Consider the following 19,247-nt stretch of genomic DNA (forward strand, 5'->3'; position numbering starts at 1 on the left):
CATGATTGAAAAAAAATTTACGGAGCACATCGACGCCATCTCAAAGTATTTGAATGTCGTCGAAAGAATCGAACCGATTCGAAAGAGCGGTGTCGTTGTTTCCGTGGTCGGCAATGTGATTTATTCGCAAGGACCACCAGACTCGAAAGTCGGAGAGATTTTAGAAGTCGAAAGAGGGAGTGACAAAGGTTATTTGGCCTGCGTTCTTGTTGGATTCAAAGACCATTTATATACCTTAATGCCATTAGGTGATACCCAGGAAATTTTTCCTCACGCTTTCGTTTTTTCCTCTGGTAGAAAAATAACTTTAAATGCAGGTGATGAATTACTTGGTCGAGTTCTTAACGGTCTAGGAAAACCAATTGATAGTAAAGGTCTCCTCATTACGAAAGAAGAGCGTGGTTCGGAGCCAAAATTTCTCAATCCCTTAGATCGCCCACCTATAACAGAAATATTAGAAACTGGAGTACGCGCGATTGATGGTATGTTAACTGTTGGTCGTGGTCAAAGAATTGGAATCTTTTCTGGATCTGGGGTTGGTAAATCTAGTTTACTAGGTATGATTGCTCGTTACACGAATGCGGATGTGAACGTGGTTGCATTGATCGGAGAAAGGGGAAGAGAGGTAAACGAATTTCTCCAAGTGGAACTTGGAAAAGAAGCACTCACCAAGTCAGTAGTGTTTGTTTCCACATCTGATTCTTCAAAGATGGAACAAGTGAGCTGTGCTCACCTCGCATGCTCTGCAGCAGAATACTTTAGAGACAAAGGCATGTCAGTAAATCTTTATATGGATTCACTTACGCGTTATGCGGAAGCATTGCGCGAGTTGTCTATTGGTGAACCAGTAGTGACAAAAGGATATGCATCTAGTGTTTTTACAAAAATGGCTAAACTTGTGGAAAGAGCTGGTACTTCACATAATGGTGGATCGATCACTGGATTCTATACAGTTTTGACTGATGCTGAAGATGATATGGATGATATTGTTGCGGATAAAGTACGAGGTTTTATAGACGGACACATTGTCCTCACTCGTAAATTAGCGGAACGTAGTCACTATCCTGCCATTGATGTTCCAGCATCTTTATCTAGACTTATGCAAAAGATCGTTGGCGAAGATCATTATATGCATGCCTCTCTCATACGTGAATTGATATCAAAGTATAAAGGTTCCGAGGACATCATCCTCCTAAATGCTTATGCACGCGGCGCCGATCCGAAAATCGACATGGCGATTGATAAAAAAGATGAAATTGATGATTTTCTAATTCAGAGGATAGAGCAAAAGTCTTCCTATAAGGATTCAGTTAGAAAACTTTCTCAGATATTAAGTAGTAGAGTCAATAAAGAGGATGATTTTTAATTTATTTCAAGTAAGACCAAAGTCACATCGTCATCAGGAGATTTGCCTCCAGTAAAACTTTTTAGTTCTTCCAATATCTTAGCTTTTGCATCGCTTAGACTAAAATTTTTTGAATCTTTTAACATACTCTGCCATTTGTCTTCACCCAACATCGTTTTATCTATCCCCATTGCTTCAGTAATCCCATCCGTATAAAGAGCTAGGCGATCTCCGGATCTAATTTTCACAATTTCAGCTTTCATATCGAGTTCAGGGATCCAACCGATGAGTTTACCTTGAGGCAAGCTGAGTCTTGGCTCTACCTCATTTTTATTTAGTAAGATGAGTGGCAAATGTCCACATCTAGCATGCGTTAATTCCATTTTATCTAAGTTTATATATATATAACTCGCAGTTAAAAATGCACCCTTGGTTTTTCCCATAAGCGTAGAATTGATCTGAGACAATAAGGATACGGGCTCTTTCGAATAACGAAATTGTGTTGAAAAGGCGATCTTTAACATCGCTGAAACGAGCGCTGCAGGAATGCCGTGCCCAGAAACATCGGCTATGATGACCCCAAGCTCATTTGGTGAGATGACATGAAAATCAAAAAAATCTCCTCCTACACTATCCATTGGCTCGTAATAAAAAACCGACTCAATCCCTTTCATTTCCGGAGCCTTTTCGGGAAGAATGGAACTCTGAAGTTTGCGGGCGACATTCAATTCATTTTGGAAGGCAAGAAATTTGTTTTGCTCTGCAACTGCCTTTTTTAATGTGATTAAATTTTTTGCTCTTGAGATTAACTCTCGTTTATCGAATGGTTTTGAAAGATAATCATTCCCGCCTGCCTCAAGCGCAGCTACAATGTCTGTGATCTGGTTTTTGGCCGTTAAAAATAAAATTGGGAGTTCATAAAGCGAATGTGATTCTCGAATGACGGAACAAACGTCATACCCACTCATTCCTGGCATCATAATATCTAACAACATTAACTCGAAAGGTCCTGAGTCTCGGATTTGACTAAGCGCTTCGCCACCGTTTGCAGCATCAAATACCTCACACCCAATCAAAGTAAGATGATTTCGCAGTACTTGACGGTTGATTGGCTCATCATCAACAACAAGAACTTTGACCCTGTCTCCTTTGTTAGAGTTTAAATCTTCATCTTCAATCGGATTAAAGTTAGCGATTTCTGGAATCGAAATCCAAAGATCCCTTTGGATGAGAGCGGATCTTTCTAAAGGGATCTGATTTTCTTTTGCGAGTGGTAAAGTAAAATAAAAAACTGATCCCGTTCCGAGGCTCGATTCAACCCAAATCGTGCCGCCGTGAAGTTCGACTAATCGTTTCGTGATCGCAAGTCCTAACCCTGTACCACCAAACTGCCGTGTTGTGGAAGAATCAACTTGCTCGAAGGATTGAAAAATTTGTTCAAATTTATCTGGTGCGATTCCAATACCTGTATCCGAGATGGAAAACTTCGCCATCTTCTCTAATATTTCTCCAGCGATCTCAATTTTACCGCTATCTGTGAATTTAATCGCATTTCCAATCAAATTAAAAAGAATCTGTTGGATACGCGCTTCATCTCCCAATACGGGTGGGAAATCCATCGGTATCTTATTTCTTACAAGAATATTTTTTTTAACATACAAAGGCCTTGATATCACTAAAACCAAATCCAAAAGCTGCTGCAGGTTAATGGAACGCAGTTCTAAATTCAAATCTCGATTTTTCATTTTTGAAAAATCCAAAATATCATCCACGAGAGAATTCAGTCGTTTCCCTGAACTTATAATCATACCTAAATTCTGTCTCTGCTCAGAATTTAAGGCACCACCAATGCCATCAAACATAGATTCCGCGATCCCAATAATCCCATTCAAAGGTGTCTTCAACTCATGGGAAGTATTTGCGAGAAATTCATCTTTCAACTTATCCAAGACCAAAAGTCTCTTTGACAAAGTCTCAACCTCAGAAAAGGCTCTGCTAAACTTCCGCGATAAGGTAAGAGATTGGATTAAGATAAACAAAAAAATTCCAATCGGGACTGCTTCGATCGAAAACAAAATCTGGTAGGCATTTAAAACATCGATGATGGTGGCAATGGCCATCGCTAATAGGCCCAATAAAAAAAGTATACTCCCTTCTTGTTTGTCCCAGACTGCTCGAAAAACCCCTTGGAGAATGATTCCAATTTCGTATAACAAAACTATGTTAAAGTAGACATTTGTAGATGTGAAGAAAATGGTATCAGTAAAAAACAAGAGCGACATAAAAAAAACAGTGGGAACGCTTACAGACCAGTTCATCCATTTTGCATAGTAAGAAGGATAAAACTCTTTAAAAAAGGAGTAAAATAAATAAGGAGAAAGATAAAAAGTTAAATATTCAAGTCTTAAAAATAGATCCCATCCAAATATGTTCTCATATTCGTTAACTAAAAACCTTTCTCCCGTGACAAGCGTTCGTAAACTTAAGATAATCGCTGCTAAACCAAATAATAAATTACCTCTATCTACCCTCCTCCAATAATACAATCCAAAATGATAAAGAGCTATGATAAATACTGCACCGGCTAAGAAGAGAGATGAAGCGAGATCCTTTGTATAAGCTTTTGTTAACTTTGACCATTCCCCGAAGAGAGGCGGTTCCCACATTCCGCCTTTCGCATGATGATAATTGGAAACTTGGACGAGTAGCTCATTTTCGCCTGGTCCCCAAACCAAGGGAACTAGGTGGAACCGATACGAAGGACGTCCCTCTGTCTTAGTTTTGGCGACGACTCCCGATTGGGCCACTTTCTCCCCATTCCAATAAATGGTATAGGCAGTCGCCATGTCTGGGACCTTAATGCCGTAAGTTTTCTTTTGGCCTTCCAGATTCGGAGACGGGATTCGAAGTGTATAGGTTCCGTATCCAAGGCCTGTTCCGAGTATTTGGTTCCAAGTACCTGGAACTTCAAGGGGAACGGCAGATTTACCTGGGGTGCCGCCGGGAAGGAGAAGTTGGCTCGGGTAAAAATTCCATTCTCCTTCGAGAAAGACAGGCCTTCCTTGGTGTTTTGAGATGAGATCAACCGGCGAGGGTAAAATTCCAAAAGGAACGACTAGAAGCGTGAAAATCAGGAATGTAAAGAGTGGACCCAATCTGCTAAACTTATGCTCACATTTTTTTTAAAGAACAAGTAAAAAAGAGTACAAAAAATATTGAAAACTTCAGAAATAGACAGGTGTGAAACGCTTTCGTTATACTTTAGAGACGGTTTTAAAACTGAGAGAGATAAAGGAAGAGGAAGAACTCAAAAGGCTCTCCAGCGTGGTCTCGGAATTGAATGCGTTAATCGCGGAACGAGAATTCAACGAAAATGAAATTGAGAAATCATATCTCGAAATCGAATCAAGTGCGAAGGTTGGTAAAAGTCTCACAGATTATCTTTCTATTGAAAGTTATATTCACGGATTGACTAAGCTAAATGATGAGTTAGATTTTAAAATCAATGATAAAAACAAAAGTGTGGATCTAGTAAGACTAGATGTTCAGGTTGCACGAAAGGATAAAAAAGTTTTAGAAATTTTAAAAGAAAACCGCTTCAAAGAATGGAAAAAGAAACATAGTCGCGCGGAACGTCGAGAGGTGGAAGAGTATAACGAGAATATTGCGGCACATAGTATTTACATGGACTCTATTTTCTCCGAGGATCCAAAAAAATCCAAGAAAGTACCGAAAACCTTTAAGATTTTAAATCGAGAGGATGGTGGAGACGAATTGATGAGTGATTTTAAAAATATCAGAGATTTTTACGAAAAATTTTATATGGGACAGGGTAGATAAGACATGGCAGGTGTTTCGGACAATACAAGAAGTTTCTTTTTGATTATACTCATTTTCTTTTTGGTTTCTATCGGTTTTTTTGTTTTTGATTACTTTCAAGTGATCAATGCCGAAGAATATTTTCCATTCCTAAAGAAACAACCGAGCCTAGTAAATCAAGACCTGCTTTCTCCAACAGAATTAGAGAAACTTGAAATTGAAAAAGCAAAAGAAAGACTCGTGGAAGACATGGAAGAGCTAAATCGTTTAAAATTGGAATTGGAAACATCAAAATCTTCGCTTGCAACGGATAAGGAACGCCTGGAAGAACTTAAAGAAGGCATCCAACGCAAAGAAAAGGAAATGGCAGAAAAGGCGAAACGAGAATCGGCTCGAAGTGAAAAAGTGAAAGTTCTAGCAAATAAAGTTGCGAATATGCCCCCCGAGTCAGCGAGGGATATGCTTATCAATTGGCCAGATTACGATATAATCGAAGTCTTCGAACAAATGGATAAGGATGCAGAGGAAGAAGGAAGACCTACAATCACTACGTATTTATTAACTCTCTTCCCTTCGGAACGAAGGTCTGTGATCTCAAATAAATGGCTAGACGCTAGCGCCAAACAAGTTCCAGGTTATGGTAAGTCTTTAGATGACGAGGAAGTAGAACCAAAATCCGAGTAAAGAATCGCTTTTACGTCTAAAATGGCTTTTTCTAATTGATCATTTACTACGATATAATCGAAATTAGGAGCCTCTTCGAGTTCTTTTAATCCATTCTCTATGCGTTTTTCTATACTCTTCTTCGGGTCGGTTCCTCGCTTTATGAGTCTTTCGATCCAGACTTCTTGGCTAGGTGGTTCAATAAAAATCGTTACAGAGTCCGGTCTTTTCTTTTTAACCGTGCGGGCTCCTTGGACATCTAAGTCGAGTAATACGACTTTTTGATTGGCAATTGCTTCCATAATGGGACCCTTAGGAGTGCCATAAAAATTTCCATGAACTTCAGCCCATTCATAAAAACCATCATCCTCGATTCGCTTTTTAAACTCTTCAATCGATAAAAAATGATAATTTTTCCCAGGAACATCTCCAGGTCTCGGTTCTCGAGTAGTACAGGATATGGAAAAATAAAAGTCAGGGTGGTCCTTTAGAATCCGCTCAATGATGGTCGACTTCCCACCCCCAGCAACGGAGGAAATGATATAAAGATTTGGTACTGGATTCATAATCTCTAATCTTCTTCCTCATCTTCCATGCCGATGCTATTGTCCGCTGATTCTAAGCGCTTCGTCAGACTATCTGGCCTAATGGCAGAAAGTACAATATGTCCTGAATCTAGAACCAAAAGAGATCTAGTCTTTCTACCTTGTGTAGCGTCAATCAACCTTAAATGATCCTTCGCCTCAGACCTAAGACGTTTTGCGCCCGCAGATTCTGCTTGCATGATCACAAGGATCTTTTCTTTAAAAACAATATTAGAAAACCCGACATTCAGGACGGGGAAAGAAGACATGATTCCAGTTTACTAGACTCTGCGTGATCGATCAAGCCGAATCGTTTCGATCAAATGAATTTCATGGGTTCCAATATTCATAAACTCTGAAATTTCTTCGCGATCATAACCCTTCTTCAATAAAAAAACAACTCGATCAATCTTTGTAGCGCTAGGAGGTAATTCCTCTAGTGCGGATTCTATCGATAAACTGATCTGGTCTTCAAAATTTTTCTGGTATTTTTCAAAAGCCGGATCATTCGCATAAGAAAGTTGAGTCAGGAAATCTCTCCTAGTTTTGCCTTCTTTGTTTTCATCCCGAATGATTGTGGATTGTTTTTCGTCTGCAGCAAAAGGATCACCACCAACCGTATAATCCATCTTAGGTTTCATCACAGGAATACTAACATTACCGATCGCTTCATCAGAAGGTTTTCCATTTTCTTCCATTCCGATGATCCCTTTTACAACTCGTCCCAGTTTTGAAAATGCTTGGTTGACTGCGCCATCCGTCGTTTGAATCTCATCCTCTTTAGCAAGATAAGCATTTGATTGATAGACTTGTCCTATGCCTCCTCTTTGTTCTTTTAAAACAGGAACCTGCGGAACTGGTGGCGTTGGTTTTGCGAGTTCTTCTTGCAAAGACATTCCCATTTCCATATAAGGAGGTACTTCATCGATTTGCTGTTTGGTGGCTGGAACCATTCGGTTTTCAGGGACTTGGTAATGTTTAAATTCTTTTACCAGAAGCTCAGCCTTTTCCATCAAGTTGCGAAGAGCTGAAAGTCGGGATTCAATCACGCCGACCGTACTATCTAGTTCCTTCATGGTTTCTGAAGTAGCCATATCAATAGCACGGTTTAATTTTGTATCATAATATTCTGAAACAGCCTTTTGCACTTTGGCTGAAATAAAAACATACATAACTCCACCGAAGAGCATGTTGATGAGAACAAGGGAAAATAATTCCATTGAGAAGACCTCCACACGAACATTTCCAACAACATTCCCGGAAGGATCTTTAAAGATTAGACTGTAGAATCGAAGACGGATCCTTTTTTCGAAGCGACATCAGCCGTCTCGAGGCCTTTTTTGGTGTAGGATAACAATTCTTCTCTTTCTCCCTTTGCCTTCAAGTTGGCAGAAGTGGTTGTATTTTTTGTTTCTGGAACCACTTGCGCTCGACTTTGACTGGTGATCGCAGCCTTCTGCAATTCGACCACCTGGTTTTGGTGCGTAAAGGGAGTCTCACTTTGAGCTCGCCTAGCAATCTCAAAATGGTGCGTGTTACTGGCAAAAGTTTCATTCAATATCATGACAGTACCTACTCTTTCTTAGGTCTACCACGACCTCGTTTTTTTCTCCAGTCATTTTTATCTTCATCTGGATCTTCGTAGTTGGTACTGCGGACTTGGCCATCCTCTTCGAAAAAGGTTTTTGCCTTCGTTTCGTGGCGGAGTTTGAAGTCTGCGTTCCGAATACGGATGGAGGTCCCCGGGAATATCGTTTTTTCCACAGAGACGCGTCCGTTGGCCGCTTGCTCGTCCATATAAGCTGTTAAGGTTAGAATTTCCTTGTCATGCTCAGCGATCCGCTTTTCTAATTTTTTCGTAGCGGCTTCTAGCTTTAATAATTGTTCATTGTTTTCCGTGGAAAAGGTCGCTGGGTCCGTTTCCTTTCTCGCTTTTAGCGTCCTCATGGTTTTCATGAGCGTATCAAATTTAGTCTGATTCTCATTTTTCTTGGCTTCATAGTCACCAATCTGTTTGAGGATCTTGGGATTGACCCCGACGATGAGATCCGTCTGTGGGTTTGCCTGGGAGCCGATGACCTTTGCCGAGATGAGCTGGGCCGCTTGGATGGTTCCACCCACAATTTGACCCCGCTTGCCCTTACAGCTAATCTTTCCCCCTGCCATCAAATGAGAGTGTAGAATGCCTTCTTGGACGATGATATCCTTCTCTGTGATGACAGTCGCATTCTGGATGAACTTCGCAATGATATTGCCACCCGTGGATTCAATCCGGGCTTCTTCCCTTCCTGTGATCCCTTGGCGAACAATGATATCACCATCTGCTTCCACGACCGCCTTTTGGACCGTGCCGTAGATTTCAATATTGCCGGCGGCCTTCACGGAATAATTATCTTCTACGTTTCCTGTAATGATGATGGATCCAAGGAAGGTCACATTCCCTGAACGAACTCCCACATCGCCATTGATGCGGTATACGGTCTCGACAGAGAGCCTTCCTGCAACATATAACACCTGTCCATTGACCTCTGCTGTGAGTCGCATTTTATCTTCAGAGAGAATGGTTCCCTTCCCTTGCTTGAGATCGATATCGACTCCATCTTTTGCCGGGAGAATCATACCGAAAAGATTCCTTCCCAATTTGGCTTTTTCTGCCGGGACCTTTTCGGCGAGAACCTGTCCGACGACAACGTTCTCGATCATATCTAAGTCTTTGTAGTCTACACGTCCCGACTGGTCCTCTTTGAAATTGATTTTCTTTTCCGTCCGAACATAGTATTTGATTTCTGCATTTTTTCCATTGACTGGGTAATCCCCTTCGGCGGCGATAAAAGGCGCATTGATCTTGTCCTCATCCAATGCTTTTTTGATATCTGCTTCTTTGAGACCATACGCGATTCCCAGATTTTTGAGAGCCACTGTGATATCATTCACCTCAAGATCGCGACCACCAGGACGGGCAGGAAAAACCGTAACCATGGCTTTCATCTTATCTGAATCGATTTCCACGTTGCAACTGGAGTCATTGCCTTGTTTCGGTTTTTGATTTGAGATAAGAACAGGTTCCCCTTTCTGCTCCTTTACGATCTTATTTAATAAGGCAGGATCTGCGCCGCCTACACCTCGGAAGGCTAGGCGTTTCGTTACATCGGCTAGAGTCATGACGGCACCCTCTCCTTGCGGAGGAAAAACCGTTAAGAATACACCTGTTCGATAAATCTTAACAGACACTCGGCCATCTTTATTTTTAGGAGTGACAAGATCTTTTAAGTCTTTGGAAACAAGCTTCCCACTACCGCCTGTTAGTTTATCATCTAATGCGGTGAGCTCTTCCAGGATAAGGTCTTCGGGAATCAGGGAAACACGAATGTGAAACGGCTCCGAAAAAAAGAGCCTTTTTTTCCCACGTTTAAGTACTACGTAATCGAGCTCGTGAATTTTTCGACCGAAATGATTTGCAGCTAGTGTAAGACATTCATCGATAGAGTCAGCAATGACCTCTACTTCTTCCGTTTCCTTTTTTTCGAATTCGGAAAGTTCTTCTTTTAAAAATCCCGTTAAGGACATCTGCCTTACCTTTTCTGGATAGCAGACTTAACTTTTGATAGCTTGCTGCGCAGTCTGGCGACTGCCTTGGTGTGGAGTTGGGAAATTCGTGATTCGGTGACTTCTAAAACTTCACCTATCTCTTTTAAGGTGAGATCCTCATAATAATAGAGAACGATAACTTTTTTTTCTTTTTCAGGGAGGCCTTTGATTGCATCTACGATGACATTTTTGATCTCTTCTTTTTCGATGATGTTGTCAGGATTCATGTTCATCGGAGACTCTAACGTTTCCATAAAAGAAACTTCATCGTTTTCATCTCCGAGAAACCAAATGTCATTTAAAGATACGAGTGAGGTGCCAGAAAGTTTCGCGAGAAGGGAATTGTATTCTTCCATCGAAACGCCAAGCTCCTTGGCAATCTCTTCATCTTCGACTTTTTTACCTTCTTTGTTTTCTAGCATCGCAATGATGCCTTCTAACTGTTTCGCCTTTTGGCGGATGGATCGGGGAATCCAGTCAACCGACCGAAGTTCGTCGAAAACGGATCCACGGATCCTTGTCATCGCATATGTTTTGAATTTAATTTCACGAGAAGGATCAAACTTCTCAATGGCGTCTAACAGACCGAAAACGCCATAGCTAACCAAATCCTCAAACTCAACATTTTGAGGCATACCAATGGCAATCCTACCTGCAACGTGTTTTACAAGTGGGGAGTATTTCTCCACAAGATAACTACGTATCTCAGGGTTCTTGTTGACTCGATACTGTTTCCAGAGATCGGTCTCATCGAATTGGTTGTATTTGTCTAGCAGTCTGGACATAATTTACCGGTTACCCGGAAACTCTTTACTTTATAGTAAAAATCGTAATAAAACGAAAATTACAAGAGCATTTTTTTTCTTATGTCATCTAAATGCGATAAATTTTAATCACTCTGCGGGATCGTCCTTAGCAAGCATCGTCCGTATCGCTTCCGCCATGAGTTTTGGCTCGTTTTTGATGGCAATTTTATCAACCATGATGTGGTCTCCAAATTTACCCGATTTGATCTTAGCTTGCATGATATCGTGGGCGGTAGGTTCCGCATCGGTTTGGACACCAAAGGACTCAGCCGTCATGCCACCGTCCGCGCTCATGCCATCCGAATGGGAGTCGTCGTATTCATCACTCCCCCGGGAAAAACTCATCCCACCAAAGGAAATTTCACCTAGGAATTCTAAAAATTCAGGTACTTTTTTTTCGAGAACTGTATAAACACCAATTCCGAGACCGCCAAAGGAAAGAGTCGAAATACCAGAGACAAATAGGATGTAGGTAATTCGATTTCCGACAAGGAAACCACAGACTGTGCTAATGATGGCTCCCAAAAGGGCAAATCCGATGACAAATCCTACCTGCAAGGTGACTAACCTTCGTTGTCCATATCGCGATCCATTTCTTTCTCTTTGAAATCTACAAAGCTAAAGAACTTTTTGAAAAAGCCAGTCAATCCTTCTTCGTCATCATAGCTTCCTTCCGTTTGCAGGAGGGTATGTGTCACGCGCATGAGGCAAGCTGCCGCCTTGGATCTAGGAGAATTTAGGATAAAAGGCTTTTGTTCGCGAATGGATTTTTCCACCTCTTCATCTTGGAAGATAAAGCCCAAGTTTTCCACTTGGACTTCCAAAAATTGACCAGAAATATCGATCACTCGGTCGGCAACTTTTTTACCTTCAATGGCACTGCGCACTCGGTTCACTATAATTTTTAGATTCTTGTCTTTCGATTGGGAGACAATGGACTTAATGAGTCCATATGAGTCAGTGATGGATGTTGGCTCTGGGGTTGTTACGACAACAACTTCATCTGCGGGCATCACAAGACCGATCACATTGGCAGAAATGCCTGCACCTGTATCAATGATCATGATGTCATAACGATCCAAATCCACAAAACCTTTGATGAGATTGTTTCTTTGGGTTTCGTTTAAGTTTGCCAGCTGGGAATAGCCAGAGGCACCAGCAATGATGTCCACGCCCTCAGGAGTGGATATCACGATATCTTTCAAAGACTTATGGCCTTTGACTACATGGTAGAGATTGTATTTCGGAATGATTCCAAGGAGAACGTTTACGTTTGCAAGTCCCAAGTCGCCATCGAAGATGAGAACTTTTAAGCCTGTTTTTGCAATGGCAATTGCCAAATTTACAGAAACCGTACTCTTGCCAACGCCACCCTTGCCTGAGGCAACAGCGATGATTTTTGTTTTTTTAACGGCGCCAGGTGTCTGGACTAATTTCAGTCCAGGGTTTGGTTCTGTAAGTTTTCGTAAATTTGCTGCTTGGTCCATCGCTTTGAATTTCCCCTACTGTTACCAGGGATAACAAAGCGCGCTTAGGTCTTATCGAAGACCTCGCCAGCTATCCCCTTCAATTTCTCAGGGTAAACGACACACTCAGCAAGAAGTTTTTTCGATGCGTTCAAGATATCGAATGGAACATCTTGTCCTACACTGAAGAATGCGTATTCCCTGTGAATAGTATCGGCTAATTCAAGCATGGAACCTAAAAATTCTGCTTCATCTAGCTTAGTTAATAAAATTCTTTTATAGCCCAGGGAATCATAAGCGTAAGCTACCGACTTTGCATTAGAAGGAGAAACCGTTGAGGAAAGCACCAAAATGTTTTCAATGTAATCCTTTTCTCCAAAAGCCTGGTAAAAATCCTTAAGTTTTGCAATATTTTCTAGGTTTTTGTGAGAGTAACCTGCCGTATCAACAAGGATGAGCTCCGATCCGTCTCTAATCACTGCTTCCTTCAATTTCCTAACATCTTTGGCTGCATAAAAGGGAAGTCCCATGGCATCCGCATAAAACTTCAATTGGTCAATTGCCGCAATACGGTAGTTATCTGTCGTATAAAGTGAAACTTTTTTTCCCATATGAAGGGAATATTTAGCGGCAAGCTTTGCGATGGTCGTTGTTTTACCCGCACCCGTTGGTCCGATAAAAAATATGACTTTTCTTTTTCCTCGTGGGGTTCCGCTGAACAAATCAAAATCAACTTGGATGCGGTCCTCGAGAAGGTTGACTGCTTTTTCACAAACCGTTGCATAACGAGAAACATCCACGGAAGATAGATGACCTTCCAAACTTTGTATAAAATCTTGCGTGTATGACTCGCTCATTCCTTCTGCTTGCAATCTCATCGCCAACTTATCTAAGTTTGGTGAGCGCTTAGGAATCTGTGGAATTTCCTTTAAAATTGAAGGTTTTTCGTAAATTTCTGGAACATTCGCAAGAGAGAGACCAACTTGACTTGGCTTAGAAGGAGGGATCATTTCCTCTTCGTCGATGACAATGGGTTCGTATCTTTCGGAAACGGATGCCCTTCTCCGTCTCTCTGAATAAGGCCGAACAGCTTCCATCGTACGGACATACCTTTTATCTTCATTGATAATGGCAAGCTCAGGCTTTTGTTTTTGTTTGATGAGTTCTTTTAGATCTTTAAGTTTTTTTTCTATCCGATCTTTTGAATTTTGTTTTTCCGGAATACCCACATCGATTTCATACATTTTTGAGGCAAGCAGTCCTGTTCCAAATAACCCACCTTCGGTGATCACTCGGTGCTCATAAATATGAGCCTCTGGCCCATGTTTCATCTTCATCTGCATGATACAGTCTTGTAAGTCTTTGCCTCGGATTTTCACAAAATCCATTTGGATTCCCTCGTTTATGGGAAAATTTCCTCATTCCCTTAATTTTGGAAAGCACTTTTTATGAGACATAATTTTGTTATCTTGATTCTAGTTAGGAAATTTGGGAGTTTGGAAGAATGAATCCGATTTTCATGTCAGATGAGTTTGATGATATTTATTTCTCAAAAGAGGATGGCATCGAAGAAACGAAACATGTCTTTCTAGAAGGGAACCAAATTCCTAGCAGGTGGAAACTAGAAAATCAAGAAGTCTATCGCATCGGAGAGCTTGGATTCGGAACTGGTCTCAATTTTTTTGTCAGCCTCGAGCTATGGATGAACCTTTCGAATCCTCCCTGCGTGGAGTTTTTTACCCTCGAGAAATTCCCATTAGAAAGAACCATACTCCTCGAGATGAAAGAATCTTTCCCAGACTTAAAAACTTGGGAGGACGAGCTACTCCAGGCATACACTCTTTTCCTCGCAGATCCACTCGACGCGGTGGAAGGAAATCGAAAATTAGAATGGAAGGTCCAGCACCCAATGAACCAAAATACATTTACACTGCACTTGTTCCTTGGCGATGTTTTAGACGTTCTTCCGAAGTTCCAACCGCCAATAGATTGTTACTTTCTGGATGGTTTTGCTCCCAAAAAAAATCCCGAGATGTGGTCTGAGGCAGTTGTTTTACAATTAAAAGCTCATGCAAAATCAGGAACGAGTTTTGCAACTTTTACGGCTGCAGGTTTTGTCAAACGGAATTTAGAAAGCGCGGGCTTCACTGTTAGAAAGGTTTCGGGATTTGGCAAAAAGAGAGAGATGTTAGTTGGTTTCCTTGCCTAACAATCATTTCGATGCCATTATCATCGGTGGGGGCATTGCCGGTACAAGTGTCGCCTACTCTCTTTCAAAACGAAAAATAAAAACACTACTTTTAGAAAGAAAAGAAGACTTAGCTCTCGAAGCAAGTGGCAATCCAACGGGACTCGTTTACCCTCAGCTTACAAAACATCCATCGACAGAGGGAAATTTTTCCTTACATGCCTTTCGTCATATGTTGCGAGAGTTACAGGTATTATGTGACGATGTAAAAGTATTGGATCGAACCCAAATCAGCCATGGAGTATTTATAATCCCGAAAGGACAGGCTGAAAAAGATAGATACCTTGGATCCATACAGGCGTATAATCTAGATTCAGAAGAAATGGAAATGAGATCCGACTCTTATTCAGGAAGAGAAGGATTTCTCTTTAAAAAAGCCTTCGCCATTTCTCCGAGAAGTCTCGCGCAGGCTTATGCCCAAATGGCAAAACCATTTACTGAATTCCAATTTTATCAAAATTTTAGAAAAGTTGAATTTCAAAAAGAAATTCACGTATCTACAGAAACGGATGCATATACAGCAAAACTACTCTTTCTTTGTCATGCGAATTCATTTTTAGATTTTCCGGAAACGAATTGGATTCCAATCCGTAAGGTAAGAGGCCAGCTCCTTTGGCTCCCAATATCCGAGGAACTGAGTTCATTACCACATTCGTATCTGTTTGGTAATTATCTGACAAAAGACATTGGTCACGGTTCTGTCCTTGGAGCCAGCTTTGACGAATACAAAATGGACGAAAGTGCTCGTGAAGCCGAGAGTTTATCATTTATTTCGGAAGCAATCAATGCATTGCCACCCTTGCAAAACTTTTTTAACCGTATAAAGGAGAATGGCATTTCCAAATTAAAAACACGTGTTAGCTTTCGGTCTCAATCCAAAGATAGAAGACCCATTTTCGGTAAATTGCCTGATTTTGTGCTGTATGAAAATAATTTACCTGCCAAACCTAGTGCTAACTTTCGTCAGAGCCCAGATGTGCCCTACTTCGAGAATGCATTTCTATTGGGTGCTCTCGGTTCAAGAGGACTCACTCATGCGCTGCTTGCGAGTGAAGAGATTGTTCGCGATGCCCTAGGCGAGAAACAGTTGATGAATCCCCTGGAATATTCGGAATTTAATCCAGAGCGTTTTCTTTTACGTAACTGGAAACGCGGGAAACAATAACATCGTTAAACTGCTGTAATTCTTCCATTTCCAATTTGATTTTTATTAGAAAGATACTTATCCTTTTCTCTTTGGCCTCATTTAAAAAATTTGTTAGTATGCTCACTTTCACCCAATCTTTTTCTGTGAGAAGAAGCGCCGTTGAACTTGGTAGATCTGCAATTATGGCATGCATATCTTTTTCCTGAAATGAGTAGTGGTCTGAAAAATATTTGTATGCGATGACTTTGGAACCAAGTAATTGTTTTGCGCTCTTCATTACAGATTCTGGATTTCCAACTCCAGTCACGAGAAAATAACTCCTGATCATATCAGCTGATTCTTGTTTGGCGTCTAACTCGGGAGTGAATTTCGAGTGATACCTCGGTATCCGTTTGAAATCCCCGTCCAAATTAGATTCGAATTTATCTACCTTTTCTGCATTTTCCTCATTCCATTTAGTAAAGACGACGGCATGGGCTCGTAAAAGCGCTTGGCGAGTCTCGCGTAAACTTCCGAGAGGAAGGGTAAATCCATTTCCTAGGAGGTGATTGGCATCCAAGAGTACGATCTCAAAATCCCGATACAATTTATGATGCTGGAATCCGTCATCCAGGATCACTACATGTTTTGAACTTTTGTATTGATTGAAAGTTTGGTAACTTTGAAACCGATCGCTTCCGATGATCACTTGCACATCAGGAAAAGTTTGCTTATGTAACAGAGGTTCGTCTCCTACATCCATTGGTGATGCGTTGCTTTCGACGAGGGCACCTTGAAGCGAAAGTCTAGCTTTATAGCCGCGAGAGAGTATGGTGAAATGGAAATCCGGAAAATGGTTCTTTAAATCTCTGATTAAAAACTGAACAAAGGGTGTTTTGCCAGTTCCGCCTACCGTTAAATTGCCAACACTAATGACATAACAATTGGTAAGCTTTCTCGGCTTTGTCCTTCTCCGGTCTATCCAAAATAAAACTTGGTAAAGAAAAGAAAGAGGACTGAGGACCCAGAGTAAAATTTTAAAGGAAAAGGAAAGAAATGATTTCAATCCAATCGGTTCTAGCTATGACGTTTTTCTAATTCTTTAGAAATGATTTCGAGACTGAGCCCTTTTTCGACAAGTAAGACTTCGATGTGAAACATCAAATCCGCAACCTCGTGAATGAGTTCCTTTTCATCTGTGTTTTTTGCGGCGATGATGACTTCACCCGCTTCTTCGCCAATTTTTTTTAAGATACGATCGATTCCATCTCGGAACAGTTCCGCAGTGTAGGATTTTTCAGGGAGATCGTGTTTACGTTTGCGAAGGACTTCTTCTAATTTTTTAAAAAATTCCATTTATAGGTACCGTCTACCAAGGAAATAAGTAAGTAAATTTCTAAAAAGCGAAAATTACGGATTGAGTAGATTTCAAAATCGACGAGATTAGAGAAAATGATACGCCCCATCGCCAGCTTCGCGATTCTTTTTTGCCTTTATAGCACTTGTCTTTTCTCAGAGACGCTTTGGGAGACATCCATTCAGAAAGGTATGGAAAGGTCAAAAGCCGAAAAAAAGCCAATCCTCATCGATCTCTATGCCGATTGGTGCACGTATTGTAAAGTATTGGAAAAAGAAATCTTCCCGGATAAGGATGTGGCGAAGGTTCTCGAAGGTTTTGTCACAGTTCGGTTAGATGGAGAAGAATTTCCCAATCTCCGCCAAAAGTATGCGATTGAAGGCTATCCCACGATTTTATTTATCGATGGACATTCCAACTTTTTGGACAAAATCACGGGACTTGCGACAAAACAAATGATCTTGCAGATGGCTAAAAAAGTTTTAGCTGAGCCGGACATTGAGGCTTCAATGCAGTCGCTTCTTAAAAGAAAACCGAACTCACCCTTTGCCCACTTTCGTTTGGGGACTTTTTATTTCCATGCACAGAAATATGATTTGGCGAAGTCCCATTTACAAAACGCCATCCAATATGCTCCTAGCGATGAAATTTCTCTCAAAGAGGATGCTTTGTTTAATTTAGGAATTCTCTACGTGCAGACAGAAGATTGGACAAAGGCAACGGAACTTTGGAAAAATTTTGTCAGTGTATATCCAAAATCTAGAAATGCAAATGCCTCAGAAATGTATTATGGAATCTCTTTGAGAGAAGTTGGCGAAAAAAAATTGGCTCTGATGGTGCTTGAAAAACTAAGAGCCCGCTTAACAGACGATGATGACATCGAGGCAGTTGAGCAGACTCTAGCAGAAATCAGAAAGGGCTATTAGCTAACGATTTCCAATGGAAAAATACTGGTATCCAATTTCCTTCATATAGGCAGGCTTATACTGGTTACGTCCATCAAAGATGAGTGGTGACTTTAAAAGTGTTTTCATTCGATTAAAATCAGGCTCTCGGAACTCTCTCCACTCAGTAAGCAAAAGGAGTGCATCGGCACCTTGCAGAGCAGAATATGGATCTTTTTTATACTCCACTTTTCCTTCCAAATAGTATTTTGAAGATTCCATAGCCGCTGGATCGAAAGCCTGCACCTTCGCTCCATTTTTATGAAGTTCATAGATCAATGGAATGGACGGAGCTTCCCGCATATCATCTGTTCCTGGCTTAAAAGAGAGACCCCACACTGCAAACGTTTTACCTTTCATATCCTTTGATTTATAAAAATCAAAAATCTTATCGGTGAGTCTCGTCTTTTGTTTTTCATTCACATCCTCTACGGATTGAATGATATTCATTGAAGAATTATATTCCTCTGCGGTTCGAAGGAGTGCTCTTACATCTTTTGGAAAACAAGAACCACCGTAGCCGATACCAGCGTAGAGGAACTGACGTCCAATCCTAGAGTCTGACCCCATTCCCTTGCGCACGTCTTCAAAATTTCCGCCGACAGCATCACAGAGATTGGCAATTTCATTCACGAAAGAAATTTTTGTCGCGAGAAACGCATTACAAGCGTATTTTGTGAGCTCGGCACTGCGAATGCCCATGACCAAAATCGGATTGCCATTCAGAACAAAAGGAGAATAAAGCTCACTCATTTTTTTTGCTGCTTTCTCTGATTCTGCACCTATCACGACTCGTTCCGGACGCATGAAGTCATCAATAGCAGCGCCCTCTTTTAAAAACTCTGGGTTAGAGACAACATCAAAAGGATGTGTTGTATGTTTGGCGATAATTTCTTTGACTTTGTCTGCCGTGCCTACAGGAACCGTCGACTTATCCACGACAATCTTATATCCGTTCATCGCCTTTCCGACTTCTTCTGCGACAGCAAAAACAAATCGCAAATCAGCAGAACCATTATCAGATGTGGGAGTCCCTACCGCGATAAATACAAACTCTGATTTTTCGACACCCTCTTTTAGAGATGTAGAAAATACAAGCCTACCTTCGTTATAATTTCGAATGACGAGCTCTGTAAGGCCAGGCTCATAAATGGGTATGACGCCATTTTTTAAGTCATTTATCTTCTTTTCATCTTTATCTATGCAAATGACTTCATTGCCATATTCTGCAAAGCAAGTACCTGCGACGAGTCCTACATAACCAGTTCCAACTACACAAACTTTCATCGTGCCTCCAGTGT

General features: G+C 41.0%; 19 protein-coding genes. 6 read left to right on the forward strand and 13 right to left on the reverse strand.

The features are described 5' to 3' along the window. Nucleotide 1: 1 nt before the first annotated feature. Nucleotides 2-1,366: a FliI/YscN family ATPase gene (locus EHQ58_RS05470; protein WP_135622869.1), complete on the forward strand. Its 1,365-nt coding sequence runs from the start codon at nt 2-4 to the stop codon at nt 1,364-1,366. Here the strand turns inward: EHQ58_RS05470 and EHQ58_RS05475 are convergent. Then, complete coding sequence (locus EHQ58_RS05475; protein WP_135622870.1) at nt 1,363-4,500, reverse strand: SpoIIE family protein phosphatase; 3,138 nt, start codon at nt 4,498-4,500, stop codon at nt 1,363-1,365. The two genes, EHQ58_RS05470 and EHQ58_RS05475, sit on opposite strands and share 4 nt — an antisense overlap. 85 nt (nt 4,501-4,585) lie before the next feature. On the opposite strand from EHQ58_RS05475, the gene EHQ58_RS05480 reads away from it, so the two are divergent. Together EHQ58_RS05480 and EHQ58_RS05485 are read left to right on the forward strand one after the other, a co-directional pair. After that, the gene (locus EHQ58_RS05480) at nt 4,586-5,185 is read left to right on the forward strand and encodes a flagellar export protein FliJ (RefSeq protein ID WP_135622871.1); all 600 of its coding nucleotides are present in this window, start codon (nt 4,586-4,588) and stop codon (nt 5,183-5,185) included. Nucleotides 5,186-5,188: 3 nt separating this feature from the next. Then, nucleotides 5,189-5,848 carry a periplasmic-type flagellar collar protein FlbB gene (locus tag EHQ58_RS05485; protein WP_135622872.1) on the forward strand — a complete coding sequence of 220 codons (660 nt, stop codon included), beginning with the start codon at nt 5,189-5,191 and terminating at the stop codon, nt 5,846-5,848. Here the strand turns inward: EHQ58_RS05485 and gmk are convergent. The 9 genes from gmk to flhF all read right to left on the reverse strand — a co-directional run bounded on the left by gmk (nt 5,800) and on the right by flhF (nt 13,659). Next, nucleotides 5,800-6,393, reverse strand: coding sequence for a guanylate kinase (gmk, locus tag EHQ58_RS05490; RefSeq protein WP_135622873.1), 594 nt, complete (start codon nt 6,391-6,393; stop codon nt 5,800-5,802). The two genes, EHQ58_RS05485 and gmk, sit on opposite strands and share 49 nt — an antisense overlap. Before the next feature lie 5 nt (nt 6,394-6,398). Beyond that, nucleotides 6,399-6,680, reverse strand: a complete 282-nt coding sequence (locus EHQ58_RS05495) for a DUF370 domain-containing protein (protein WP_135622874.1) — start codon at nt 6,678-6,680, stop codon at nt 6,399-6,401. Nucleotides 6,681-6,692: 12 nt separating this feature from the next. Beyond that, entirely contained in the window at nt 6,693-7,631 is a 939-nt protein-coding gene (locus tag EHQ58_RS05500; RefSeq protein ID WP_135622875.1) for a hypothetical protein, read from the reverse strand. A gap of 56 nt (nt 7,632-7,687) precedes the next feature. Beyond that, the gene (locus EHQ58_RS05505) at nt 7,688-7,975 is read right to left on the reverse strand and encodes a hypothetical protein (protein ID WP_135622876.1); all 288 of its coding nucleotides are present in this window, start codon (nt 7,973-7,975) and stop codon (nt 7,688-7,690) included. A gap of 8 nt (nt 7,976-7,983) precedes the next feature. After that, a complete protein-coding gene (locus EHQ58_RS05510) occupies nt 7,984-9,978 on the reverse strand; it encodes a DUF342 domain-containing protein (protein WP_135622877.1) in 1,995 nt (664 codons plus the stop codon). Between the two features lie 5 nt (nt 9,979-9,983). Beyond that, nucleotides 9,984-10,784: an RNA polymerase sigma factor WhiG gene (whiG, locus tag EHQ58_RS05515; protein WP_135622878.1), complete on the reverse strand. Its 801-nt coding sequence runs from the start codon at nt 10,782-10,784 to the stop codon at nt 9,984-9,986. A gap of 108 nt (nt 10,785-10,892) precedes the next feature. Further along, nucleotides 10,893-11,363: a hypothetical protein gene (locus EHQ58_RS05520; protein ID WP_135622879.1), complete on the reverse strand. Its 471-nt coding sequence runs from the start codon at nt 11,361-11,363 to the stop codon at nt 10,893-10,895. Between the two features lie 5 nt (nt 11,364-11,368). Continuing rightward, entirely contained in the window at nt 11,369-12,292 is a 924-nt protein-coding gene (locus EHQ58_RS05525) for a MinD/ParA family protein (RefSeq protein WP_135622880.1), read from the reverse strand. Nucleotides 12,293-12,336: 44 nt separating this feature from the next. Beyond that, nucleotides 12,337-13,659, reverse strand: a complete 1,323-nt coding sequence (gene flhF / locus EHQ58_RS05530) for a flagellar biosynthesis GTPase FlhF (RefSeq protein WP_135622881.1) — start codon at nt 13,657-13,659, stop codon at nt 12,337-12,339. Nucleotides 13,660-13,775: 116 nt separating this feature from the next. Between flhF and mnmC2 the strand changes: the two genes are divergently transcribed. Both mnmC2 and mnmC1 read left to right on the forward strand, forming a co-directional pair. After that, a complete protein-coding gene (gene mnmC2 / locus EHQ58_RS05535; protein ID WP_167883545.1) occupies nt 13,776-14,480 on the forward strand; it encodes a tRNA (5-methylaminomethyl-2-thiouridine)(34)-methyltransferase MnmC2 in 705 nt (234 codons plus the stop codon). After that, nucleotides 14,464-15,684, forward strand: coding sequence for an FAD-dependent 5-carboxymethylaminomethyl-2-thiouridine(34) oxidoreductase MnmC1 (gene mnmC1 / locus EHQ58_RS05540; RefSeq protein ID WP_135622882.1), 1,221 nt, complete (start codon nt 14,464-14,466; stop codon nt 15,682-15,684). Before mnmC2 ends, mnmC1 begins: the two co-directional genes overlap by 17 nt. Here mnmC1 and lpxK read toward each other — a convergent pair. Together lpxK and hisE are read right to left on the reverse strand one after the other, a co-directional pair. Beyond that, complete coding sequence (gene lpxK, locus EHQ58_RS05545) at nt 15,635-16,711, reverse strand: tetraacyldisaccharide 4'-kinase (protein ID WP_167883546.1); 1,077 nt, start codon at nt 16,709-16,711, stop codon at nt 15,635-15,637. The genes mnmC1 and lpxK overlap by 50 nt on opposite strands. A gap of 11 nt (nt 16,712-16,722) precedes the next feature. After that, nucleotides 16,723-17,001, reverse strand: a complete 279-nt coding sequence (hisE, locus tag EHQ58_RS05550) for a phosphoribosyl-ATP diphosphatase (RefSeq protein ID WP_135622884.1) — start codon at nt 16,999-17,001, stop codon at nt 16,723-16,725. Between the two features lie 96 nt (nt 17,002-17,097). On the opposite strand from hisE, the gene EHQ58_RS05555 reads away from it, so the two are divergent. After that, nucleotides 17,098-17,928, forward strand: coding sequence for a thioredoxin family protein (locus EHQ58_RS05555; protein WP_135622885.1), 831 nt, complete (start codon nt 17,098-17,100; stop codon nt 17,926-17,928). Here EHQ58_RS05555 and EHQ58_RS05560 read toward each other — a convergent pair whose 3' ends face one another. After that, complete coding sequence (locus EHQ58_RS05560; protein ID WP_135622886.1) at nt 17,929-19,233, reverse strand: UDP-glucose dehydrogenase family protein; 1,305 nt, start codon at nt 19,231-19,233, stop codon at nt 17,929-17,931. Between the last annotated feature and the right edge of the window lie 14 nt (nt 19,234-19,247).

The sequence above is a fragment of the Leptospira ognonensis genome, assembly GCF_004770745.1.
GTDB classification, from domain to species: domain Bacteria; phylum Spirochaetota; class Leptospiria; order Leptospirales; family Leptospiraceae; genus Leptospira_A; species Leptospira_A ognonensis.

What these genes read in the sequence shown, in the direction of transcription:
- EHQ58_RS05470 (WP_135622869.1), top strand. Translation starts at nt 2, where the DNA reads ATGATTGAAAAAAAATTTACGGAGCACATCGACGCCATCTCAAAGTAT.
- EHQ58_RS05485 (WP_135622872.1), top strand. Translation starts at nt 5,189, where the DNA reads ATGGCAGGTGTTTCGGACAATACAAGAAGTTTCTTTTTGATTATACTC.
- gmk (WP_135622873.1), bottom strand. Translation starts at nt 6,393, where the DNA reads ATGAATCCAGTACCAAATCTTTATATCATTTCCTCCGTTGCTGGGGGT.
- EHQ58_RS05495 (WP_135622874.1), bottom strand. Translation starts at nt 6,680, where the DNA reads ATGTCTTCTTTCCCCGTCCTGAATGTCGGGTTTTCTAATATTGTTTTT.
- EHQ58_RS05500 (WP_135622875.1), bottom strand. Translation starts at nt 7,631, where the DNA reads ATGGAATTATTTTCCCTTGTTCTCATCAACATGCTCTTCGGTGGAGTT.
- EHQ58_RS05505 (WP_135622876.1), bottom strand. Translation starts at nt 7,975, where the DNA reads ATGATATTGAATGAAACTTTTGCCAGTAACACGCACCATTTTGAGATT.
- EHQ58_RS05510 (WP_135622877.1), bottom strand. Translation starts at nt 9,978, where the DNA reads ATGTCCTTAACGGGATTTTTAAAAGAAGAACTTTCCGAATTCGAAAAA.
- whiG (WP_135622878.1), bottom strand. Translation starts at nt 10,784, where the DNA reads ATGTCCAGACTGCTAGACAAATACAACCAATTCGATGAGACCGATCTC.
- EHQ58_RS05525 (WP_135622880.1), bottom strand. Translation starts at nt 12,292, where the DNA reads ATGGACCAAGCAGCAAATTTACGAAAACTTACAGAACCAAACCCTGGA.
- flhF (WP_135622881.1), bottom strand. Translation starts at nt 13,659, where the DNA reads ATGGATTTTGTGAAAATCCGAGGCAAAGACTTACAAGACTGTATCATG.
- mnmC2 (WP_167883545.1), top strand. Translation starts at nt 13,776, where the DNA reads ATGAATCCGATTTTCATGTCAGATGAGTTTGATGATATTTATTTCTCA.
- hisE (WP_135622884.1), bottom strand. Translation starts at nt 17,001, where the DNA reads ATGGAATTTTTTAAAAAATTAGAAGAAGTCCTTCGCAAACGTAAACAC.
- EHQ58_RS05555 (WP_135622885.1), top strand. Translation starts at nt 17,098, where the DNA reads ATGATACGCCCCATCGCCAGCTTCGCGATTCTTTTTTGCCTTTATAGC.
- EHQ58_RS05560 (WP_135622886.1), bottom strand. Translation starts at nt 19,233, where the DNA reads ATGAAAGTTTGTGTAGTTGGAACTGGTTATGTAGGACTCGTCGCAGGT.